At 64.4% G+C, this 16,580-nt stretch carries 13 protein-coding genes and 1 pseudogene; 5 read left to right on the forward strand and 9 right to left on the reverse strand.

What is annotated here, in order from left to right; all coding sequences use genetic code 11:
- Positions 1-44: 44 nt before the first annotated feature.
- Positions 45-1,010 carry a sensor histidine kinase gene (locus tag RAD15_RS11580; RefSeq protein ID WP_458177361.1) on the reverse strand — a complete coding sequence of 322 codons (966 nt, stop codon included), beginning with the start codon at positions 1,008-1,010 and terminating at the stop codon, positions 45-47.
- A 194-nt stretch (positions 1,011-1,204) separates the two neighbouring features.
- Here RAD15_RS11580 and RAD15_RS11585 point away from each other — a divergent pair, with 194 nt between their 5' ends.
- Positions 1,205-2,044 carry an SDR family NAD(P)-dependent oxidoreductase gene (locus tag RAD15_RS11585; RefSeq protein ID WP_458177363.1) on the forward strand — a complete coding sequence of 280 codons (840 nt, stop codon included), beginning with the start codon at positions 1,205-1,207 and terminating at the stop codon, positions 2,042-2,044.
- 251 nt (positions 2,045-2,295) lie between these two features.
- Here the strand turns inward: RAD15_RS11585 and RAD15_RS11590 are convergent, their stop codons facing one another.
- The 3 genes from RAD15_RS11590 to sthA form a co-directional block, all read right to left on the reverse strand.
- Positions 2,296-3,672: a cytochrome P450 gene (locus RAD15_RS11590; RefSeq protein ID WP_458177365.1), complete on the reverse strand. Its 1,377-nt coding sequence runs from the start codon at positions 3,670-3,672 to the stop codon at positions 2,296-2,298.
- A gap of 137 nt (positions 3,673-3,809) precedes the next feature.
- On the reverse strand, positions 3,810-5,045 hold the full coding sequence (locus tag RAD15_RS11595) for an LLM class flavin-dependent oxidoreductase (RefSeq protein WP_458177367.1): 1,236 nt from the start codon (positions 5,043-5,045) through the stop codon (positions 3,810-3,812).
- A gap of 313 nt (positions 5,046-5,358) precedes the next feature.
- A complete protein-coding gene (sthA, locus tag RAD15_RS11600; protein ID WP_458177409.1) occupies positions 5,359-6,750 on the reverse strand; it encodes a Si-specific NAD(P)(+) transhydrogenase in 1,392 nt (463 codons plus the stop codon).
- Positions 6,751-6,906: 156 nt separating this feature from the next.
- Between sthA and RAD15_RS11605 the strand changes: the two genes are divergently transcribed.
- Both RAD15_RS11605 and RAD15_RS11610 read left to right on the forward strand, forming a co-directional pair.
- Positions 6,907-8,319: an MFS transporter gene (locus tag RAD15_RS11605; protein ID WP_458177369.1), complete on the forward strand. Its 1,413-nt coding sequence runs from the start codon at positions 6,907-6,909 to the stop codon at positions 8,317-8,319.
- A 141-nt stretch (positions 8,320-8,460) separates the two neighbouring features.
- On the forward strand, positions 8,461-9,630 hold the full coding sequence (locus RAD15_RS11610; RefSeq protein ID WP_458177371.1) for an extracellular catalytic domain type 1 short-chain-length polyhydroxyalkanoate depolymerase: 1,170 nt from the start codon (positions 8,461-8,463) through the stop codon (positions 9,628-9,630).
- Between the two features lie 54 nt (positions 9,631-9,684).
- Here RAD15_RS11610 and RAD15_RS11615 read toward each other — a convergent pair whose 3' ends face one another.
- Entirely contained in the window at positions 9,685-9,987 is a 303-nt protein-coding gene (locus RAD15_RS11615) for a hypothetical protein (RefSeq protein WP_458177373.1), read from the reverse strand.
- A gap of 131 nt (positions 9,988-10,118) precedes the next feature.
- Here RAD15_RS11615 and RAD15_RS11620 point away from each other — a divergent pair, with 131 nt between their 5' ends.
- The gene (locus RAD15_RS11620; protein WP_458177375.1) at positions 10,119-10,484 is read left to right on the forward strand and encodes a winged helix-turn-helix transcriptional regulator; all 366 of its coding nucleotides are present in this window, start codon (positions 10,119-10,121) and stop codon (positions 10,482-10,484) included.
- An 83-nt stretch (positions 10,485-10,567) separates the two neighbouring features.
- Here the strand turns inward: RAD15_RS11620 and RAD15_RS11625 are convergent, their stop codons facing one another.
- A complete protein-coding gene (locus tag RAD15_RS11625; protein ID WP_458177377.1) occupies positions 10,568-11,236 on the reverse strand; it encodes an MBL fold metallo-hydrolase in 669 nt (222 codons plus the stop codon).
- A gap of 96 nt (positions 11,237-11,332) precedes the next feature.
- Positions 11,333-12,451, reverse strand: coding sequence for a vWA domain-containing protein (locus tag RAD15_RS11630; RefSeq protein ID WP_458177379.1), 1,119 nt, complete (start codon positions 12,449-12,451; stop codon positions 11,333-11,335).
- 280 nt (positions 12,452-12,731) lie between these two features.
- Here RAD15_RS11630 and RAD15_RS11635 point away from each other — a divergent pair, with 280 nt between their 5' ends.
- The gene (locus tag RAD15_RS11635; protein ID WP_458177381.1) at positions 12,732-14,330 is read left to right on the forward strand and encodes an alpha-amylase family glycosyl hydrolase; all 1,599 of its coding nucleotides are present in this window, start codon (positions 12,732-12,734) and stop codon (positions 14,328-14,330) included.
- 200 nt (positions 14,331-14,530) lie between these two features.
- Here the strand turns inward: RAD15_RS11635 and RAD15_RS11640 are convergent, their stop codons facing one another.
- Positions 14,531-16,231 (reverse strand): alpha-amylase family protein, encoded by a 1,701-nt coding sequence (locus tag RAD15_RS11640; protein ID WP_458177383.1) that lies wholly within the window; start codon positions 16,229-16,231, stop codon positions 14,531-14,533.
- A gap of 217 nt (positions 16,232-16,448) precedes the next feature.
- A pseudogene (locus RAD15_RS11645) lies at positions 16,449-16,580 on the reverse strand (IS481 family transposase); the annotation flags it as partial.

Genomic DNA, 16,580 nt, shown 5'->3' on the forward strand with positions numbered 1-16,580 from the left:
CCGCGAGCGGAGCGCGCGGATCGGCTTTCGCTTTGAGTGCGCTTCTATTCGCTGCGGGGGATACGGCATTGCATGATGCAATGCAGCCCGGTCTTCAGATACGAAATGTCGGACCTGCCGTCGAAGGCCGTAAGTGCGGATTTCAGCAGCTTGGTGCCGAAGCCGGGCTCGGACACCTTGTCGACGGTCGGCCCCTCGGTCTCGTCCCAGGTGATGGTCAGGCGGTCGTCGCTGACGGTCCATGACACTTGCAGGAGACCGCGCGGCGCGGAGAAGGCGCCGTATTTGCCCGCATTGGTGGCGAGCTCGTGAAACATCAATGACAGCGTGACCGCGAGTTTCGGCGGCAGGAACAGCCGCTCGCCATTGAGGGTGAAGCGGACATGGCCGTAGGGGCCGAGCTCCGAGATCAAGAGATCGCGGATGTCGCAGCCGGCCTTGTCGACCCGCGAGATCAAATCGTCGGTCGCGGCCAGCGATCGCAGCCGCGGATCGACCCGGGCCCAGACCTGGGGCTGGTCATGCAGCACCTGATGCACCACGGCATGCACCGTCGACAGCTTATTCTTCAGCCGGTGCTGGAGCTCGTCCACCAGCAGCTTGCGATAGTCTTCTTCCTCGATCAGGCGTTTGGAGATCCGGCGCTGCTCCGCCAGCATGGTGCGATAATGCTCGACTCCCCAGATGGTCAGTGCGCTCACGGCCCAGTAAAGCGCCAGCAGCGCAAATCGGGCGTGGTCGGCCATGGCATCGCTGAAATTCACGACGACGCCGAGCACGCCGCCGACCAGCGCCGTGATGATGCCGATGCGAAAGCCTCCGAACGCTGCGGCAAAGAACACGGCCGGAAAGTACGGGGTGAAGTAGACGTCCGGCCGTACCTGCGCGAGACCCCAGCGCGCCAGCGTCGCAACCAGCAGGCAGGCGACCGCGAAGGCGAGGCTCAAACCCAGCGATGGCGGTGCCACGCCCTGCCAGCCCTTGCGGAATTCGTCGATCAGCTTCCCCATGCGCAGCCCGGTTGCGATACGCGTCCGAAAATCGAGCGGTCGCCAGGAATGTTACGCATGTCACCAGCGCAAGCAAAGCTTGCCTTGTCGGGAGCCGGCAGGAATAGTGACCGTCGCGGTGCCGACTGTCGTGGCGCCGTCATCGATCGGTATTCGCCAATTGGCGTCAAAGGGTTCGAAAACAGGGACATTCCATGGGCAGGCTGGACGGCAAGGTTGCGGTGATTACGGGCGCAACGAGCGGGATCGGATTGCGCACTGCTGAAGTCTTCGTTGCCGAAGGTGCCAAAATTGTGATCGCGGGACGGCGCATACCGGAAGGCGAGGCGCTGGCGAAGCAGCTCGGGGTTCATTGCATCTTCCGCCAGACCGACGTGACGGTCGAAGACCAGATGCAGGCGCTGATCGCGCTCGCGGTGGACAAGTTCGGGCGGATCGACTGCCTGTTCAACAATGCCGGTGGCCCGGCGCAGACCGGCGGCATCGAAGGCCTCGAGGTCGAGCGCTTCGACGCGGCGATGGCGACGCTGGTACGCAGCGTCATGCTCGGGATGAAGCACGCCGCGCCCATCATGAAGAAGCAGGGGGCCGGCAGTATCATCAACAACGGCAGCATCGCCGGCCGTCTCGCCGGCTACTCCTCGTCCATGGTCTATGGCGCGGCCAAGGCGGCGGTGATCCATCTCACCAGATGCGTGGCGATGGAGCTCGGCGAGTCCAATGTGCGCGTCAATTCGATCTCGCCCGGCGCGATCGCGACTGGCATCTTCGGCAAGGCGCTCGGGCTCTCGACCGATGCGGCGGAGAAGACCCCGGCGGTGATGCGCGAGGTCTACAAGACCGCGCAGCCGATCCCCCGCGCCGGCCTCCCTGATGACATCGCCCATGCCGCGGTGTTCCTGGCGAGCGACGAATCCAGCTTCATCAACGGCCACGACCTCGTCATCGACGGCGCCATGACCGGCGGCCGCAACTGGAGCCAGCAGCAGCAGGGCTACGTCGCCCTGCGCAAGGCGTTTGATCAGGGGGCGTAGGAGCTACAGCGGCGGAGCCGTAGGGTGGGCAAAGGCGCGCCCTTCGCGCGCCGTGCCCACCTCTTTTCATCGCGAGAAATCGTGGGCACGGCGCTCCGCGCCTTCGCCCGCCCTACAAGACCGGGTTGCCGTCATTGCGAGGAGCGAAGCCGTAGGGTGGATTAGCCGAAGGCGTAATCCACCTCTTTGGTGTCCGCGGTGACAGAAGCGGTGGGTTACGCCTTCGGCTAACCCACCCTACGAAGCGGCTCTCAAACCGCCTTCACCCGCACCCGCAGCCCGTCCTTCGGCTTCGGGATCGGCCACATCTGCCAGTCCGGCTTGTAGCCCGGCTCCAGCGACACCTCGATGTTTTGCAGGAAGTGCCGCGCGAAGCATTTGGCCTGCATGTAGGCGAAGTGCAGGCCGAGGCACATATGCGCGCCGCCGCCGAACGGCACGAAGGCGAAGCGGTGGCGGTTGCGCTGCGCCTCTTCGGTGAAGCGCAAGGGATCGAAGCGATCCGGCTCCGGCCAGATGTCCTTCATGTGGTGGGTGTAGAGCGGATTGACGCCGATCGCGGTGCCGGCAGGAATCGTAAATCCCTTGAAGGTGAAATCGCGCATCGCGCGGCGCGGCATCGAGGGCACCGGCGGCTTGATCCGCAGCGCCTCCTTGAACGCCATCTCCGACAGCGGCATCTTCTCGAGATCGTCGAAGCTGCTCGGCGCACCGGCGGCAAGCCCGAGCGCGAGCACCTCCGCGCGCAGCCTGTCCTGCCAGTCCGGATTGGCAGCGAGCTCGCCGATGAAGGAGGTCAGCGACGAGGTCAGCGTGTCGTGCGCCGCCATCATCAGGAAGCTCATGTGGTCGATGATGTCCTGCTCTGACAAGAGCGCGCCGTCCTCATGGGTGGCGCGGCAGAGCTGCGAGAACAAATCATCGCCACCGTGATTGCCGCGACGGAGCGGGATCTGCTCGCGAAAATAGGCGACAATGCGTTTGCGTCCCCTGACGCCGGCCGCCATCTGGGTGCCGGGCAGGGGACGGCGGATCGGCGCGACGGCGGCGGCGACCATGTCGACGAAGGCGCGGTTGATCTCGTCGACCTCCGGTCCGATATCGGCGCCGAGGAAAGATGCGGCGGCCAGATCCAGCGTGAGCTGCTTCATCGCCGGATAGAGCTGCATCTCGCCCGGCTTCGCCTTCCACTGCGCGACCCGGGCCGCGATGCCGCGGTCGAGATCGCTGAGATAGGATTTCATCGGCCCGGATTTGAACGCGACCGACAGCGCCTTGCGATGCAGCCGATGCTCGTCGAAATCGAGCAGCATCAATCCGCGCGGAAATAGCAGGCCGAGCACCTTGTTCCAGCCGTGCGTGGAGGAGAACAGCTTCTGCTGGTCGAACAGCACGAGCTCGTTGGCCTCGGGCCCGAGCAGCACGACATTGGTCTCGCCAAAAAAGTGCGTGCGATAGACCGGGCCATATTTGGCGCCGTTGGCCTCGATGTGTCCCTTGGGGTCGGCGAGCACCTGAAACGTCTTGCCGATGATCGGCCAGCCCTCGTCGCCGGGGATGTGGGTCAGCTCGTTGCGCCTGGGCGGGGTGAACGGAAGCGCAGGGGCGGCCACATTCTGCATCGACATCACGATTGCTCCGGTTGGCAAGCTCCGCGAACATAGCACGATCCGACCGCGATGAGCTGCGGTCGTCTTGCGCACAAAATCGCGATACATACCCTCGTCCCGGCTTTCGCCGGGACGACGCGTAGAGAGGGCTGGGCCTACCGCTTCGCGGCTTCCTTCTGCAGATCCGGCGCGTTGACGGCGGGAATGGCGACGCGGCCGGCGCCGGTGACCTTCAGCGCCTCGGCGGCCTTCTCGTTCTCCATGATCTTGGCCATCACGGCCTGGCCGGCGCGTTCGAAGATCGCGCGGTTCTCGATCACGAATTTTTGCGACTTGCGCAGGCCGTCGATGTAGCCGTTGATCTCGGGCACGACATAGCGCGCCACCATGTCCCAGCTCCGGCGCGTGTTTTCCGGATTGGCCCAGTCGTGCACGAAGCCGATGATGGCGCCGACGCCGCCGGACACCTGCATCACGTTCTTGATCATCTTGACGAGATCGTCGGGCGTACCGATGACGGAGGCGGCGCCCTCGACAAAGGCGGTCTTGTCCACGGCCTCGTCGGGCGAGGCGAAGGCGGTGAGGCCGGGCCGCTGCAACGTGCCGACATTATATTCATTGTGCCAGCGCATCAGCCCGGCGCCGGCTTCGCGGCGCGCCTGCTCGCGGGTCTCGGCGATGTGAAAGGTCAGCAGCACGCGCCAGTCGGCGCGGCTCACAATGGTGCCGTGCTTTTTCGCGGCGTCCTCGGCGAACTGCCATTGCTGTTGCAACGACATCAGGCCCTGCGTCGTCATCGATCCCAGCGAGATGATGCCGATGCCGTATTTGCCGGCGAGCGTCATGCCGGAAGGCGAGATCTGCGAGGCCACCACGAACGGCATCTCCTCCTGCAAGGGGAGAATCTGCAGCGCGGCGTCGTTCATGGTGAACCAGTCGCTCTTCGCCGTGACGCGCTCGCCGCTGAAGAGGCGGCGGATCACGCCGATCGCCTCGTCCTGGCGGTCGCGCTGCGTCATCGGGTCGATGCCGAGCGTGTGGGCGTCCGAGGCCAGCGCACCCGGGCCGGAGCCGAAAATGGCGCGGCCGCCGGTCATGTGGTCGAGCTGCACCATGCGCTGGGCGACGTTGTAGGGATGGTGATAGGGCAACGAAACCACGCCGGTGCCGAGCTTGATCCGCTTGGTGCGTTCGCCGGCCGCGGCCAGAAACATCTCGGGTGAGGCGATCATCTCCCAGCCGGACGAGTGATGCTCGCCGCACCAGAACTCGTCATAGCCGAGCGCATCGAGCTGCTCGACCAGGTCGAGATCGCGCCGGAACTGGAGCATCGGATGCTCCCCGATCGGGTGATGCGGGGCAAGAAAGGCTCCGAACTTCAGGCGCGCCATGGCGTTCTCTCCGGCTTCGATTTTCTGTTTGTTGAGACGCTGAGGCTACGTGCTGGTCGAAGCGAACGCAATCGCGCGATGTCCCGCGCGACGGAATGCAGGCATGCGTGGCGAAGACTGCTCTTTTCCACTGCTCTCGATTCTTGCGTGCAGTCGCTCCCACACCCGTCATGGCCGGGCATAGCCGTCCGAAGGACGGCGTCGCTTCAGCTCGCCTATGTCCCGGCCATCCACGACCTTCGTCGCGGTACCAAGAACGTGGATGCCCGGGACAAGCCCGGGCATGACGAGAAGTGAGTGCGGCGACTCTCCTCTACCGGGTCATCCTGTTCCACGCATCGAGGCCGGCAATCTTGTAGGCCTCCGCCAGCGTCGGATAGTTGAACGTGTTCTGGATGAAATAGTCGATGGTGCCTTTGAGGTTCAGCACGGCCTGGCCGATATGGATCAGCTCGGTGGCGCCTTCGCCTAGGATGTGCACGCCGAGCAGGCGGCGCGTCCTGGTCGAGAAGATCATCTTCATCATGCCGCTGTTCAGCCCCATGATGTGGCCGCGCGAGGTTTCGCGGAAGCGCGCGATGCCGACCTCATAGGGAATGCCGCGCGTCCGCACTTCTTCCTCCGTCAGGCCGGCCGTCGAGATCTCCGGCACCGAATAGATGCCGTAGGGAAAGAACTCCGGCGGCGCCAGCGGCTCCATGCCGAGCGCATGGCAGGCGGCGACGCGGCCCTGCTCCATCGAGGTCGAGGCAAGGCTCGGAAAGCCGATGACGTCGCCGGCGGCGTAGATATGCGGCACGCTGGTCTGCAAGGTCACGGGATCGACCGTGATGCGCCCGCGATGGTCGACGGCGATGCCGGCGGCCTCGAGGTTGAGCCGGTCGGTGGCGCCGACGCGGCCGGCCGCGAACAGCAGCATCTCCGTGGTGACGTGCCGGCCGTCCGACAGATGCGTGACGATGCTGCCCTGCGCGGACCTCTCGATCGACGTCACCTTGGAGCCGAGCCGCAGCGCGACATTGCGGTCGCGCAATTCGTGCATGAACTCGTCGATCAGTTCCTTGTCGATGAAATCGAGGAAGGTCGGCCGCGGCTCGATCAGCGTCACGGGCACGTCGAGCGCGCTGAAGATGGTGGCATATTCGACGCCGATGACGCCGGCGCCGATCACGGCAAGGCTTCGCGGCAGCTTCGGCAGCTCGATGATCTCGTCGCTGTCGAGCACGGTCGCGCCGTCGAACGGCACGTAATCGGGCCGGAACGGGCGCGTGCCGCAGGCGATCAGGATGAAGGCGGCCGACACCACCTTGGTCTCGCCGATGGTGCTGGTGATCTCGACCTCGTGCGGCGAGACGAGGCGCGCCTCGCCATTGGCGGTGCGCACCAGATTGCGGCTGAACTGATGCTCCAGAACCTCGACCTCGTGGTCGAGCGTCTTCTGGAGCCGGGTCATCAAATCGCTTGCCGCGATGTCCTGCTTGACGCGGTAGGAGCGGCCGTAGAAGCCGCGCTCGCGCCAGCCCGACAGGTTCAGCACGGTCTCACGCAGGGTCTTTGAGGGGATCGTGCCGGTGTGGACGGAGACGCCGCCTACGCGCCGGCCTTTCTCCACCACCAGCACGGCCTTGCCGAGCTTGGCGCATTGTACTGCAGCCCGGCGCCCCGACGGGCCCGAGCCGATCACCACCATGTCGTAGTCGTACATCGAGACTTCCGAGCCCGCAAAACCAGCGGGAATCGACATGCAGCAATCGGGCCAATGCGGCAAGAGGAGAACAAGTCCTACCTCCGAGGTAATCGCGCGGATGACGGCGATCTGCGAGTTTTGCGCGCAAATAATTCGCCTGGGGTTCGCGCGAAAATGCATCAAACCGTCACAAAGCCGATCGATTCGACCCGCCGCTGGTGGGTGCTGGCGATCGTCGTCGCAGCGCAGTTCATGTTCGGCGTCGACGCCTTCATCGTGAACGTCGCCATTCCCACCATCGCGGTCGATTTGAAGGCCTCGCCGGCGCAGATCGAATCCGTCATCGCGATCTATTTGATCGCCTATGCGACGCTGGTTGTCACCGGCGGTCGGCTCGGCGACATCCACGGCACCAAAACCGTCTTCCTCGCCGGCGTGCTCGGTTTCACCCTGACCTCGTTCTGGTGCGGCCTGGCGCAATCGGGCGCGGAGCTGATCGTCGCGCGGCTGGCGCAGGGCGCGACCGCGGCGCTGATGGTGCCGCAGGTGCTGGCGACGCTGCATCTGCTCTTCACCAACGAGTCACGCAGCCGCGCCTTCGCCATCTACGGCATCGTGCTCGGCCTTGCGGGCGCCGCGGGCTTCCTGCTCGGCGGTCTTCTCGTCACGCTCGATCTCGCCGGGACCGGCTGGCGCTCGGTGTTCTTCGTCAACGTGCCCTGCGGCCTCGTGATCGCCGCCGCCGCCTGGCGCATCATGCCGTCGGTGCCGCGACGGGCCGGGACCAGGCTCGACATCAAGGGCAGCGTGGTTCTGTTCGCCGGACTGCTGTGCCTGATCGGGCCGCTGCTGTTCGGCCACGATGTCGGCTGGGCGCCGTGGCTGTGGGCCGTGATGGCGACCGGCGGTGCCATCCTCGCCGCGTTCCTGAAGCTCGAACACGCAGTGGCGCGTGCCGGCGGCATGCCGCTGATCGATCTGACATTGCTGGCAGATGCCGCGTTCCTGCGCGGGCTCGGCGCGGCCTTCTTTTTCTTCCTCGCCAATCTCTCATTCTATCTTGTCATGACGCTGTTCATGCAGCGCGGCCTGAAGATCCCGCCGCTCGCAGCCGGCATGGCCTCCATTCCACTTGCCGTCGCATTCGTCGTGGCCTCGCGCCATAGCGGCGTGCGGGCGCGGCATCGCGGCACCAAGGTGCTGATCGAAGGCTGCGCGTTGCAGATCGCGGGCCTCGCGGCGCTCGTGCTTCTGGCGTTCTATGTCGATGCGCCGGCGCCGGTTGCGCTCGCGCTGACCATGGGCATCTTCGGCTACGGTCAGGGTCTCGTGATGGCACCGCTCTCCGGCGCAGTGCTCTCGACCGTGAAGCCCGTCGCTGCAGGCTCTGCCTCCGGCATGTACGGCACGACGGCGCAGATCGGAAATGCGGCCGGAGTGGCCGCAATCGGCGCGGTGTTCTTTGCAATCGAATCGTTGCAATCAGCGCGCGCAGGGTTCCTCGCCTCGCTCGCGCTGTTTGCGACGTTAATCATGATCTGCGCCGCATTTCTGTCGTGGATGCGTCACGCATCTGCACGAAGTTGAGGCACCGCGGTTAATACGTGCGGATTTCTGCGGGATTCCCAGCGTTTTTGGACATGCCGACAGCACACGGTCTTTTCATTTTGCGGTGCAGCAACTATCTGGTCTGGGTAAACGTTGAAAGCCGCCCACCAGGAAATTTCCGTGTCGTTAGCCAGAAATGTCGATTTGTTGAGACGCCTGCCCGGGCTGGACGGTCTGCGCTTTGCCGAGTTCGGCCGAAGCGCGGATGCGCCCAGTCCGTTGGAGAAGGTCACGGACTTCGGCGACAATCCCGGCGCCCTGCGCATGTTCGCGTTCGTGCCGGCGCAACTGCAGAAGCCGCGCGCGCTCGTCGTCGTACTGCATGGCTGCGGGCAGACGGCAGCTGGCTACGATCTCGGTGCCGGCTGGTCGACGCTCGCGAAGCACTATGGCTTCGCGCTGTTGATGCCCGAGCAGCAGCGCGTCAACAACGGCAACACCTGCTTCAACTGGTTCAGCCCGGAAGACATCGCGCGGGACAGCGGCGAAGCGCATTCGATCCGCGAGATGATCGCGCACATGGCGGCGACGCACCGGATCGATCCCAGGCGCATCTTCATCACCGGCCTGTCCGCGGGCGGCGGCATGACGTCGGTGATGCTCGCGACCTATCCCGAGATCTTCGCCGCCGGCGCGGTCATCGCAGGATTGCCCTATGGCATCGCCTCGAATCTGCGCGAGGCGCTGGACGGCATGTTCCATTCCCCGGCGCGCCCCGCGCGCGAGCTCGGCGATTTCGTGCGGCGGGCTACTGATTATCGCGGGCCCTGGCCAAAGGTCTCGGTGTGGCACGGCAGCGCCGATCGCACCGTCAATCCCGGCAATGCCAACGAGATCGTCAAGCAATGGCTCGATTTGCACGACCTGCCTGACGTGCCGATGGCCGAGACCAATGTCGACGGCTATCCGCGCCAAGCCTGGTGGAACAAGGACGGCGAGACGCTGGTGGAGTTCTACGCCATCACCGACATGGCGCACGGCACGCCGCTCGGCCTTGCCGACAACGACCAGCGCTACGGCGCCGAAGGCGCGTTCCTGATCGAGGCGGGCATTTCCTCGTCCTATCACATCGCAAAGTTCTTCGGCCTGACCGGCTGGATTCCGGACGCGGCAAAGGCGGATGCGAGGTCTGCAACGAAGTCGGCGCTGACGCCCGCACCGCATCTTGCCCGCTCGATCCGCTCGGCCGTCGCCGAAGCGCCGGTCGAGCCGAAGCGTGAGGAGGCTCGCGGCTTCGATCTCGGCCAGATCATCACGCGCGCGCTGACCGCCGCGGGATTGATGAAGTAGCGCCGCTGTCGTCCCGGCCTTCGCCGGGACGACAGCGGAATTTTCTAGCAGCAGCTACCCCGTCTGATCGATCCACTCGATCGGCGTCACCGTCACCTCGCCGCCGGCGACCTTCCGCGTCATCTCCTGATAAGCCCTGAAGAAGTCGCGCGATTGCAGCGCTTTCTGCGCTGCATCGTCGGCGGCGCTGGCGAGATGGAAATAGTGGCCGTCGTCGCGGTTCTTCAGGACGCGATAGAGGATCCGCCCCTTGAGCTCCGGATCGCCGTCGATCGCCTTGATGAAGCGGCTGATCTCCTGGTGCCAGGCTTCCGTCGTGCCGTTCCTGAACTCGTATCTGATCATGAAGTGCTTCATGTGACGCTCCCTGTTCGTCATGTGCACCATCATCTGCGGCTTGCGGGCGATCCTGCAAGTATGGACAAAATTGATAGTATGGACTTTTTCGCTGTCGCTCCTATCCTCAATGTCCAAATGGAGGAGATGACATGGCGAAGGCAATTCCTGCGCGCGCCTGTCCGGTCGCGGCATTTCAGAAGATGATCAGCGGCAAGTACAAGCTGCGTATCGTCTGGGACCTCAAGGACGGTCCGCGCCGCTACGGCGAGATCAGGAGCGGCCTGCTGCGCGGAGCCGAGGGGAGCGCCGAGATCACCCCGCGCGTGCTCAGCCGCGAATTGAAGGCGCTGACCGAGAGCGGTCTCATCGATCGCAAGGACTTTGGCGAGGTGCCGCCGAAGGTCGAGTATCGCCTGACGCGGAAGGGTAAGAGTTTCGTGCCCGTCGTGGCCGCGATCCGGCAATGGGGCGAGCGTCACCTCGGCGAGCCCGTGCTCGCCGAGGCCGCGGAGTAGCGCATGATCCGGACCCGAAGGGCCGCGCTAGCGCAAAGTGTGAAGCGGTTTTCCGATCAGATCATGCGCAAGCAATAAAGTCCTTACATCTCGCCGGTGATGAACGGATTGGTCATCCGCTCCTGGCCGATGCTCGAGCCGGCGCCATGGCCGCAGATGAAGCCGACATCGTCGCCGAGCGGCAGCAGTTTTGTCTTGATCGAGTTGATCAGCGTCGCATGACTGCCGCCGGGCAGATCGGTGCGCCCGACCGAGCCTGCAAACAAGACGTCGCCGACATGGGCGAAGCGCAGTTCCTTGTTGAAGAACACCACGCTGCCGGGCGAGTGGCCGGGGCAGTGGAAAATGTCGAACGACAGGCCGCCGATCGACACGCTGTCGCCCTCCTCGAGCCAGCGGTCCGGCGCGAAATTGCGGACCCCCGTCATGCCGAAGCGCGCGCCGCTTTCGACCACGTTGTCGAGCAGGAACTTGTCCGCTTGATGCGGTCCCTCGATCGGCACCTTCAGCGCTTCGCGCAAGTCGGCCGCGCCGCCGACATGGTCGATATGGCCGTGGGTCAGCCAGATTTTTTCCACGGTGACGCCGGTCTGCTTGATCGCCTCGAGAATCTTCGGCACGTCGCCGCCGGGATCGATCACCACGGCCCTCTTGGACGGCTCGTCCCAGATGATGGTGCAATTCTGCTCGAACAGCGTCACGGGGACGATGATCGCGCCGGCCTTGGCTTGTGTATCGTTTTGCTCGGTCATGGCGCCACAATGCCGATTTTTGCCATGTCGCCAAGCAAAAGATTCGTGCGCGTTCCCCGGGGAACGGTCGTTCCGAGCGTCCCCCGGGCGCCGCGGCTATCGCTTGATCTGCGCCTTCAGCGTCTCCTGCACGACGCCGTCGAAGGACGACGTCTTGGGTGACTTCATCGCTTGGTCGGCGATGTATTTGTCACGCTTTCCGACCAGCGTAGCGAGCTTCTCGTTCAAAACCTTGCGCTGCTCGACCTGCTTGGCAACCTCGGCCTCGCGCTGCTCGGGTTTCATGGCGCGCAGGTTCTCGGGCAGGTCGGCGTCCGCGACGGAGGACACGCTGGTCGTGCCCTTGGCGGCGTCGGCGACGAGATCGCCGCCGCCGGTGACGGCTTCCGAAGTCGCCGCGGATCGCTTGTTGATATAGCTCGCCATGTCGGTGGCCGTTGACGGTGCGGATGCCGCGATGCTGGCCGACTGCCGCATCTTCAGCTCGGTGTGCTTCTGCCGCTCGCGCGGGCCATAAGGAATCACGGTGCCGTTGAGCTGCTGCTGCAGGATGATGATGTCCTGGTCGTACGGGGTCTCGATGATCACGACCTGACCGCCATCCTGCGGAATCGGGATGAAGCGGCCTTGCCCGATCTGCGCGATGTCGCGCCACACCCGCTCGGTATCCCGGGCATCGCCGGCGAGCACGGCGTTGACGATGATATCCTTCTGCCTGGCGACCGCCAGCGTCCTCGGGTATTTGGTGTCCTGCGCGTAGTCCATGTGCGGCGGTGCGTCGCCGACCAGGAAGACGATGTGCCTGACATCGCTGCCCGGCGTCCATTGCAGCTTGTTGACGGCGACGTCGAGCGCCTCGTTGACGCTTTCCGGCCAGTCGCCGCCACCGCGCGCCTTCAGCTCCAGCAGATTGGCGTAGAGATCCTGGATGTCGCGGGTCAGCTCGATCTTCGACGTCACGTAGTCGTCGCCGATATCGCGATAGGCGACGAGGCCCATGCGAATATCGGCGTCCGGATTGGAATCGACGATGGTCGTGGCGATCGACCAGATCTTGCGCTTGGCGCCGTCGATCAATTTTGCCATCGAGCCCGTGGTATCGAGCACGAAGGCAACCTCGACGGTCGGTTTGGCGAAGGCCGGGGATAGTCCGGCCGAGAGCGGCAGGGCAGCGAGAGCGAAGGCGAGCGAGCACAGTGTGATGCGTGACCTCATGGGTCCCTCCAGTGGTTTCGTCCCTCGGAACCAAGGTTCCACCGGCATCGCGGTGGCCAAAGGCCGGAACGAAGGCCGCAACGGCCCGAAATTGCGGCGTTTCCGGGCAGAATCGGCACTATGCGGCCCCGAGCGACGCCCTTGCCGCCGTGCCCGTCACACAGCCGTCCCAAAGCCTTGCTGGTCTGAATCCTCTGCGGGAACTTTTATGTGAACCGTTGCGCGAACTCTTGGCGCGGTTCCGCGTTGCTTTCCGCGCGAAGCGCATTCGGGGGACATCTTGGCTCAAAACGATGAAAACTGGTGGCGCGACGGCATTTTCTATCAAATCTACCCGCGCTCGTTTCAGGACTCCGATGGCGACGGCGTCGGCGATCTCGCCGGCATCCTGCGGCGGCTGCCTTACGTGAAATCGCTCGGGGTCGATGCGATCTGGTTGTCGCCGATCTTTCCCTCGCCGATGGCCGATTTCGGCTACGACATCTCCGACTACAACGGCATCGAGCCGCTATTCGGCACGATGGAAGACTTCGATGCGCTGCTCAGTGCCGCGCATGACAACGGCCTGAAGCTGATCCTCGATCTCGTGCCGAACCATACCTCCGACCAGCATCCCTGGTTTCTCGAGAGCCGCGCCTCGCGCGACAATTCCAAACGCGACTGGTACGTCTGGCGCGATCCGAAGCCCGACGGCAGCGCCCCGAACAACTGGCTGTCCGAGTTCGGCGGCAGCGCGTGGGCTTTCGACGAGACGACGGGGCAACATTACTACCACGCCTTCCTCGCCCAGCAGCCTGACCTGAACTGGCGCAACCCCGATGTCCGCGCCGCGATCTACGACGTGATGCGGTTCTGGCTGGAGAAGGGCGTCGATGGCTTTCGCGTCGACGTGATCTGGCACCTGATCAAGGATGCCGAATTTCGCGACAACCCGCCCAATCCGCACTACGTCGAGGGACGGCCGCCGAACGAAAGGATCATGACGCAATACTCCACCGATCAGCCGGAGGTGCACGATGTGATCGCCGAGATGCGCCGCGTCACCGATGCGTATCGCGCGCGCGTGCTGATCGGCGAGATCTATCTGCCGCTGCACCGTCTGATGGCCTATTACGGCAACGACCTCACCGGCGCGCAGATGCCGTTCAATTTCGCGCTGCTCTCGACCTTCTGGAGCGCTCGCTCGATCGAGACAATCGTCGAGGACTACGAGAAGGCGCTGCCGAAGGGCGCGTGGCCGAACTGGGTGCTCGGCAATCACGATCGCCCGCGCGTCGCGAGCCGCGTCGGCCCCGAGCAGGCTCGCGTCGCCGCCATGCTGCTGCTGACCTTGCGCGGCACGCCGACGCTCTATTACGGCGACGAGATCGGCATGCATCAGCTCGCGATCGCGCCCGAGGACGTGCGCGATCCCTTCGAGAAGAACGTGCCCGGCATCGGCGTCGGGCGCGACGGCTGCCGCACGCCGATGCAGTGGGACTCCTCGAATTTTGCCGGCTTCTCCGAGGTGAGGCCGTGGCTGCCGCTGCCCGAAGATCGCATCGGCATCAACGTCGTCGACCTCGAAGCCGATCCGCGCTCGATCCTCAGCCTGTACAAGCGGCTGATCGTGTTGCGGAAGAGTTTGCCGCCGCTGGTCGCGGGCGACTACCGTCCGATCGCGGCGCAAGGCGATCTCCTGATCTATCGCCGCGAGGCCGCGGGCAGGGCGCTGATCGTGGCGCTCAATCTCGGTCCCGACCCGCTCGCGGTGACCACCAGCGCGATCCGTTTCGGCAGCGAGATCCTGCTGTCGACGTTTCTGGATCGGGAGGGCGAGCGGCTGGAAGGCGTGCTGGATCTGCGCGGCAATGAGGGCGTGATCGTCGCGCCGCCCTAAAATGGGGGGTGAACCGACGGCGTCATTCTCCAACGTCGTCCTGGACAAGCGAAGCGCAGATCCAGGACCCATTGCCACAGGGAGTGGTTTGGCGAAGACTCGTGGTTACCGACTGGGCGCGACAACGATGCTTTGGGGTAATCGCGACGAGCGCAAGCGCTCGCGCGGTGGTCCTGGCTTTCGCCAGGACGACGTTGCACCTACCTCGCACGCTTCTTCGCCCGCACCGTAGTTTCGTCGATGTCACTCCGCTTCAACAGATAGTCCAGTCCGCCGACGCGGTACCAGCGATACCCATAAGGCTCCAGCACGACGCGGTGCTGGCCGCGCTTGTCGGCGTGGCTGTGGTCTTCCGCGAGCAGATTGATCAGGTGCGCGCCGGCATCGCCGGCCAGCCCCGTTGCGAACGCGGTCTCGCGCGGCTTCTCGTCGAGATTGTGTACGAACAGCACCGAATTGTTGCGCCAGTCGTAGCGCATGATGAACACGGCGGGGTCACGCGTCGCAATGATCGTGAAATCGCCCCAGCCGACCTCCGGCACCTCCTTGCGCATGCGCACGATACGCTCGGTCCAGTTCAGCATGGAGTTGGCGTCGCGCCGCTGTTTTGCGACGTTGACGTGCTGGTAGCCGTAAGGCCCCTTGTCGATGACGGGGCATGCCGGCTTGTTGCTCTTGGTGAAGCCGCCATGTGGCTCGGTCGACCAATGCATCGGCGTGCGCGCGCAATTGCGCTCCGGCAGCGCGAGATCGTCGCCCATCGCGATCTCGTCGCCGTAGCGAATGACAGGCGTTCCCGGCAGGGTGCACATCAGGCTGTAGGCAAGCTCGAGCCGCCTGCGGTCGCCGCCCAGCATCGGTGCGAGGCGGCGGCGGATGCCGCGGTCGTAGAGCTGCATGTCCTTGTCGGGACCGAAGCATTTGAACACGGTGTCGCGCTGCGCCTTGGTCAGGCGGCCGAGATCGAGCTCGTCGTGATTGCGCAGGAACAGGCCCCATTGCGCGGTGGCCGGCCGCGGCCTGGTCGCCTTCAGCGCTTTCGCCAGCGGGCGCGAATCGGCGGACGCCAGCGCATAGAACAGATGCTGGTTGACGTGGAAGTTGAACATCATGTGCATGCGGTCGGCATCGCGGCCGAAATATTCCATGTCGGTTTCCGGCAGCACGTTGGCCTCCGCGAGGATGATGGCGTCGCCCTGCCGCCATTGCAGGAATTCGCGGAACGCGCGCAGCATGTCGTATTGCTCGACCGGCTTCTTCACCTTGGCGCCTTTGGTCGCGATCACGAAGGGCACGGCGTCCATGCGGAAGCCGGAGACGCCGAGCTGGATCCAGAAGCCCATGATCTTCAAAATCTCGGCCTGCACATGCGGGTTCGAGGTGTTGAGATCGGGCTGGAAATCGTAGAAGCGGTGGAAATAATACGCGCCCGCTTCCTTGTCGCGCGTCCAGGTCGATTTCTGCACGCCGGGAAACACCATGCCCTTGTTGGCGCCGGCCGGCTTCTTGTCGGACCACACATACCAATCGCGATAGGGTGAGGTCTTGTCGCGCCGCGCCTCCTTGAACCATTGGTGCTGGTCCGAGGTGTGGTTGACGACGAGGTCGATGATGATACGGATGCCGCGCTGCTTGCAGCCATGGGCGAACTCGACGAAATCGCCGAGCGTGCCGTAGCGGGAATCGACGCTGTAATAATCGGCGATGTCGTAGCCGTCGTCGCGGCCCGGCGAGGTCTGGAACGGCATCAGCCAGATCGTAGTGATGCCGAGGCCGTGCAGATAGTCGAGCCGGCGGAGCAGCCCCTTGAAATCGCCGACGCCGTCACCGTTGGCATCCATGTAGGAGCCGACGGAGAGGCAGTAGATCACGCCGTTCTTGTACCAGAGATCGTCGATCATGCGCCGCAGCCTCGATGTTCCGCCGAGGTGCGGCGGCTGCGTGATAAGCGTTAGAAGCTAAGGCGGTTCCCGTTTCTTCCGTCGTCCTGGACAAGCGAAGCGCTGATCCAGGACCCATTACCCCAGGGCGTAGTTTGGCGAAGGCTGGTGGTTGTCAGCTCGTGCGGCAACGAACTCTTGGGGTAATGGGTCCTGGCTCCCCGCGCGCAATTGCGCGCTAGGTGTGGAGCCTCAAGAGGTTGTCCTTGGACAAACCGAGCCTGCTGATCGGCGTTTGGGAGTCTATACCACCGTGGGGTCTGTGCCAGTTGTATTGGTGTAGCCAGACCGGCAGTTCTTGGGCGCGCCG

This window comes from Bradyrhizobium sp. 14AA (assembly GCF_054185205.1).

Coding starts and splice junctions, on each gene's coding strand:
- RAD15_RS11605 (WP_458177369.1), top strand. CDS start 6,907: ATGCATCAAACCGTCACAAAGCCGATCGATTCGACCCGCCGCTGGTGG.
- RAD15_RS11585 (WP_458177363.1), top strand. CDS start 1,205: ATGGGCAGGCTGGACGGCAAGGTTGCGGTGATTACGGGCGCAACGAGC.
- RAD15_RS11620 (WP_458177375.1), top strand. CDS start 10,119: ATGGCGAAGGCAATTCCTGCGCGCGCCTGTCCGGTCGCGGCATTTCAG.
- RAD15_RS11640 (WP_458177383.1), bottom strand. CDS start 16,231: ATGATCGACGATCTCTGGTACAAGAACGGCGTGATCTACTGCCTCTCC.
- RAD15_RS11580 (WP_458177361.1), bottom strand. CDS start 1,010: ATGGGGAAGCTGATCGACGAATTCCGCAAGGGCTGGCAGGGCGTGGCA.
- RAD15_RS11625 (WP_458177377.1), bottom strand. CDS start 11,236: ATGACCGAGCAAAACGATACACAAGCCAAGGCCGGCGCGATCATCGTC.
- sthA (WP_458177409.1), bottom strand. CDS start 6,750: ATGTACGACTACGACATGGTGGTGATCGGCTCGGGCCCGTCGGGGCGC.
- RAD15_RS11630 (WP_458177379.1), bottom strand. CDS start 12,451: ATGAGGTCACGCATCACACTGTGCTCGCTCGCCTTCGCTCTCGCTGCC.
- RAD15_RS11590 (WP_458177365.1), bottom strand. CDS start 3,672: ATGTCGATGCAGAATGTGGCCGCCCCTGCGCTTCCGTTCACCCCGCCC.
- RAD15_RS11595 (WP_458177367.1), bottom strand. CDS start 5,045: ATGGCGCGCCTGAAGTTCGGAGCCTTTCTTGCCCCGCATCACCCGATC.
- RAD15_RS11615 (WP_458177373.1), bottom strand. CDS start 9,987: ATGAAGCACTTCATGATCAGATACGAGTTCAGGAACGGCACGACGGAA.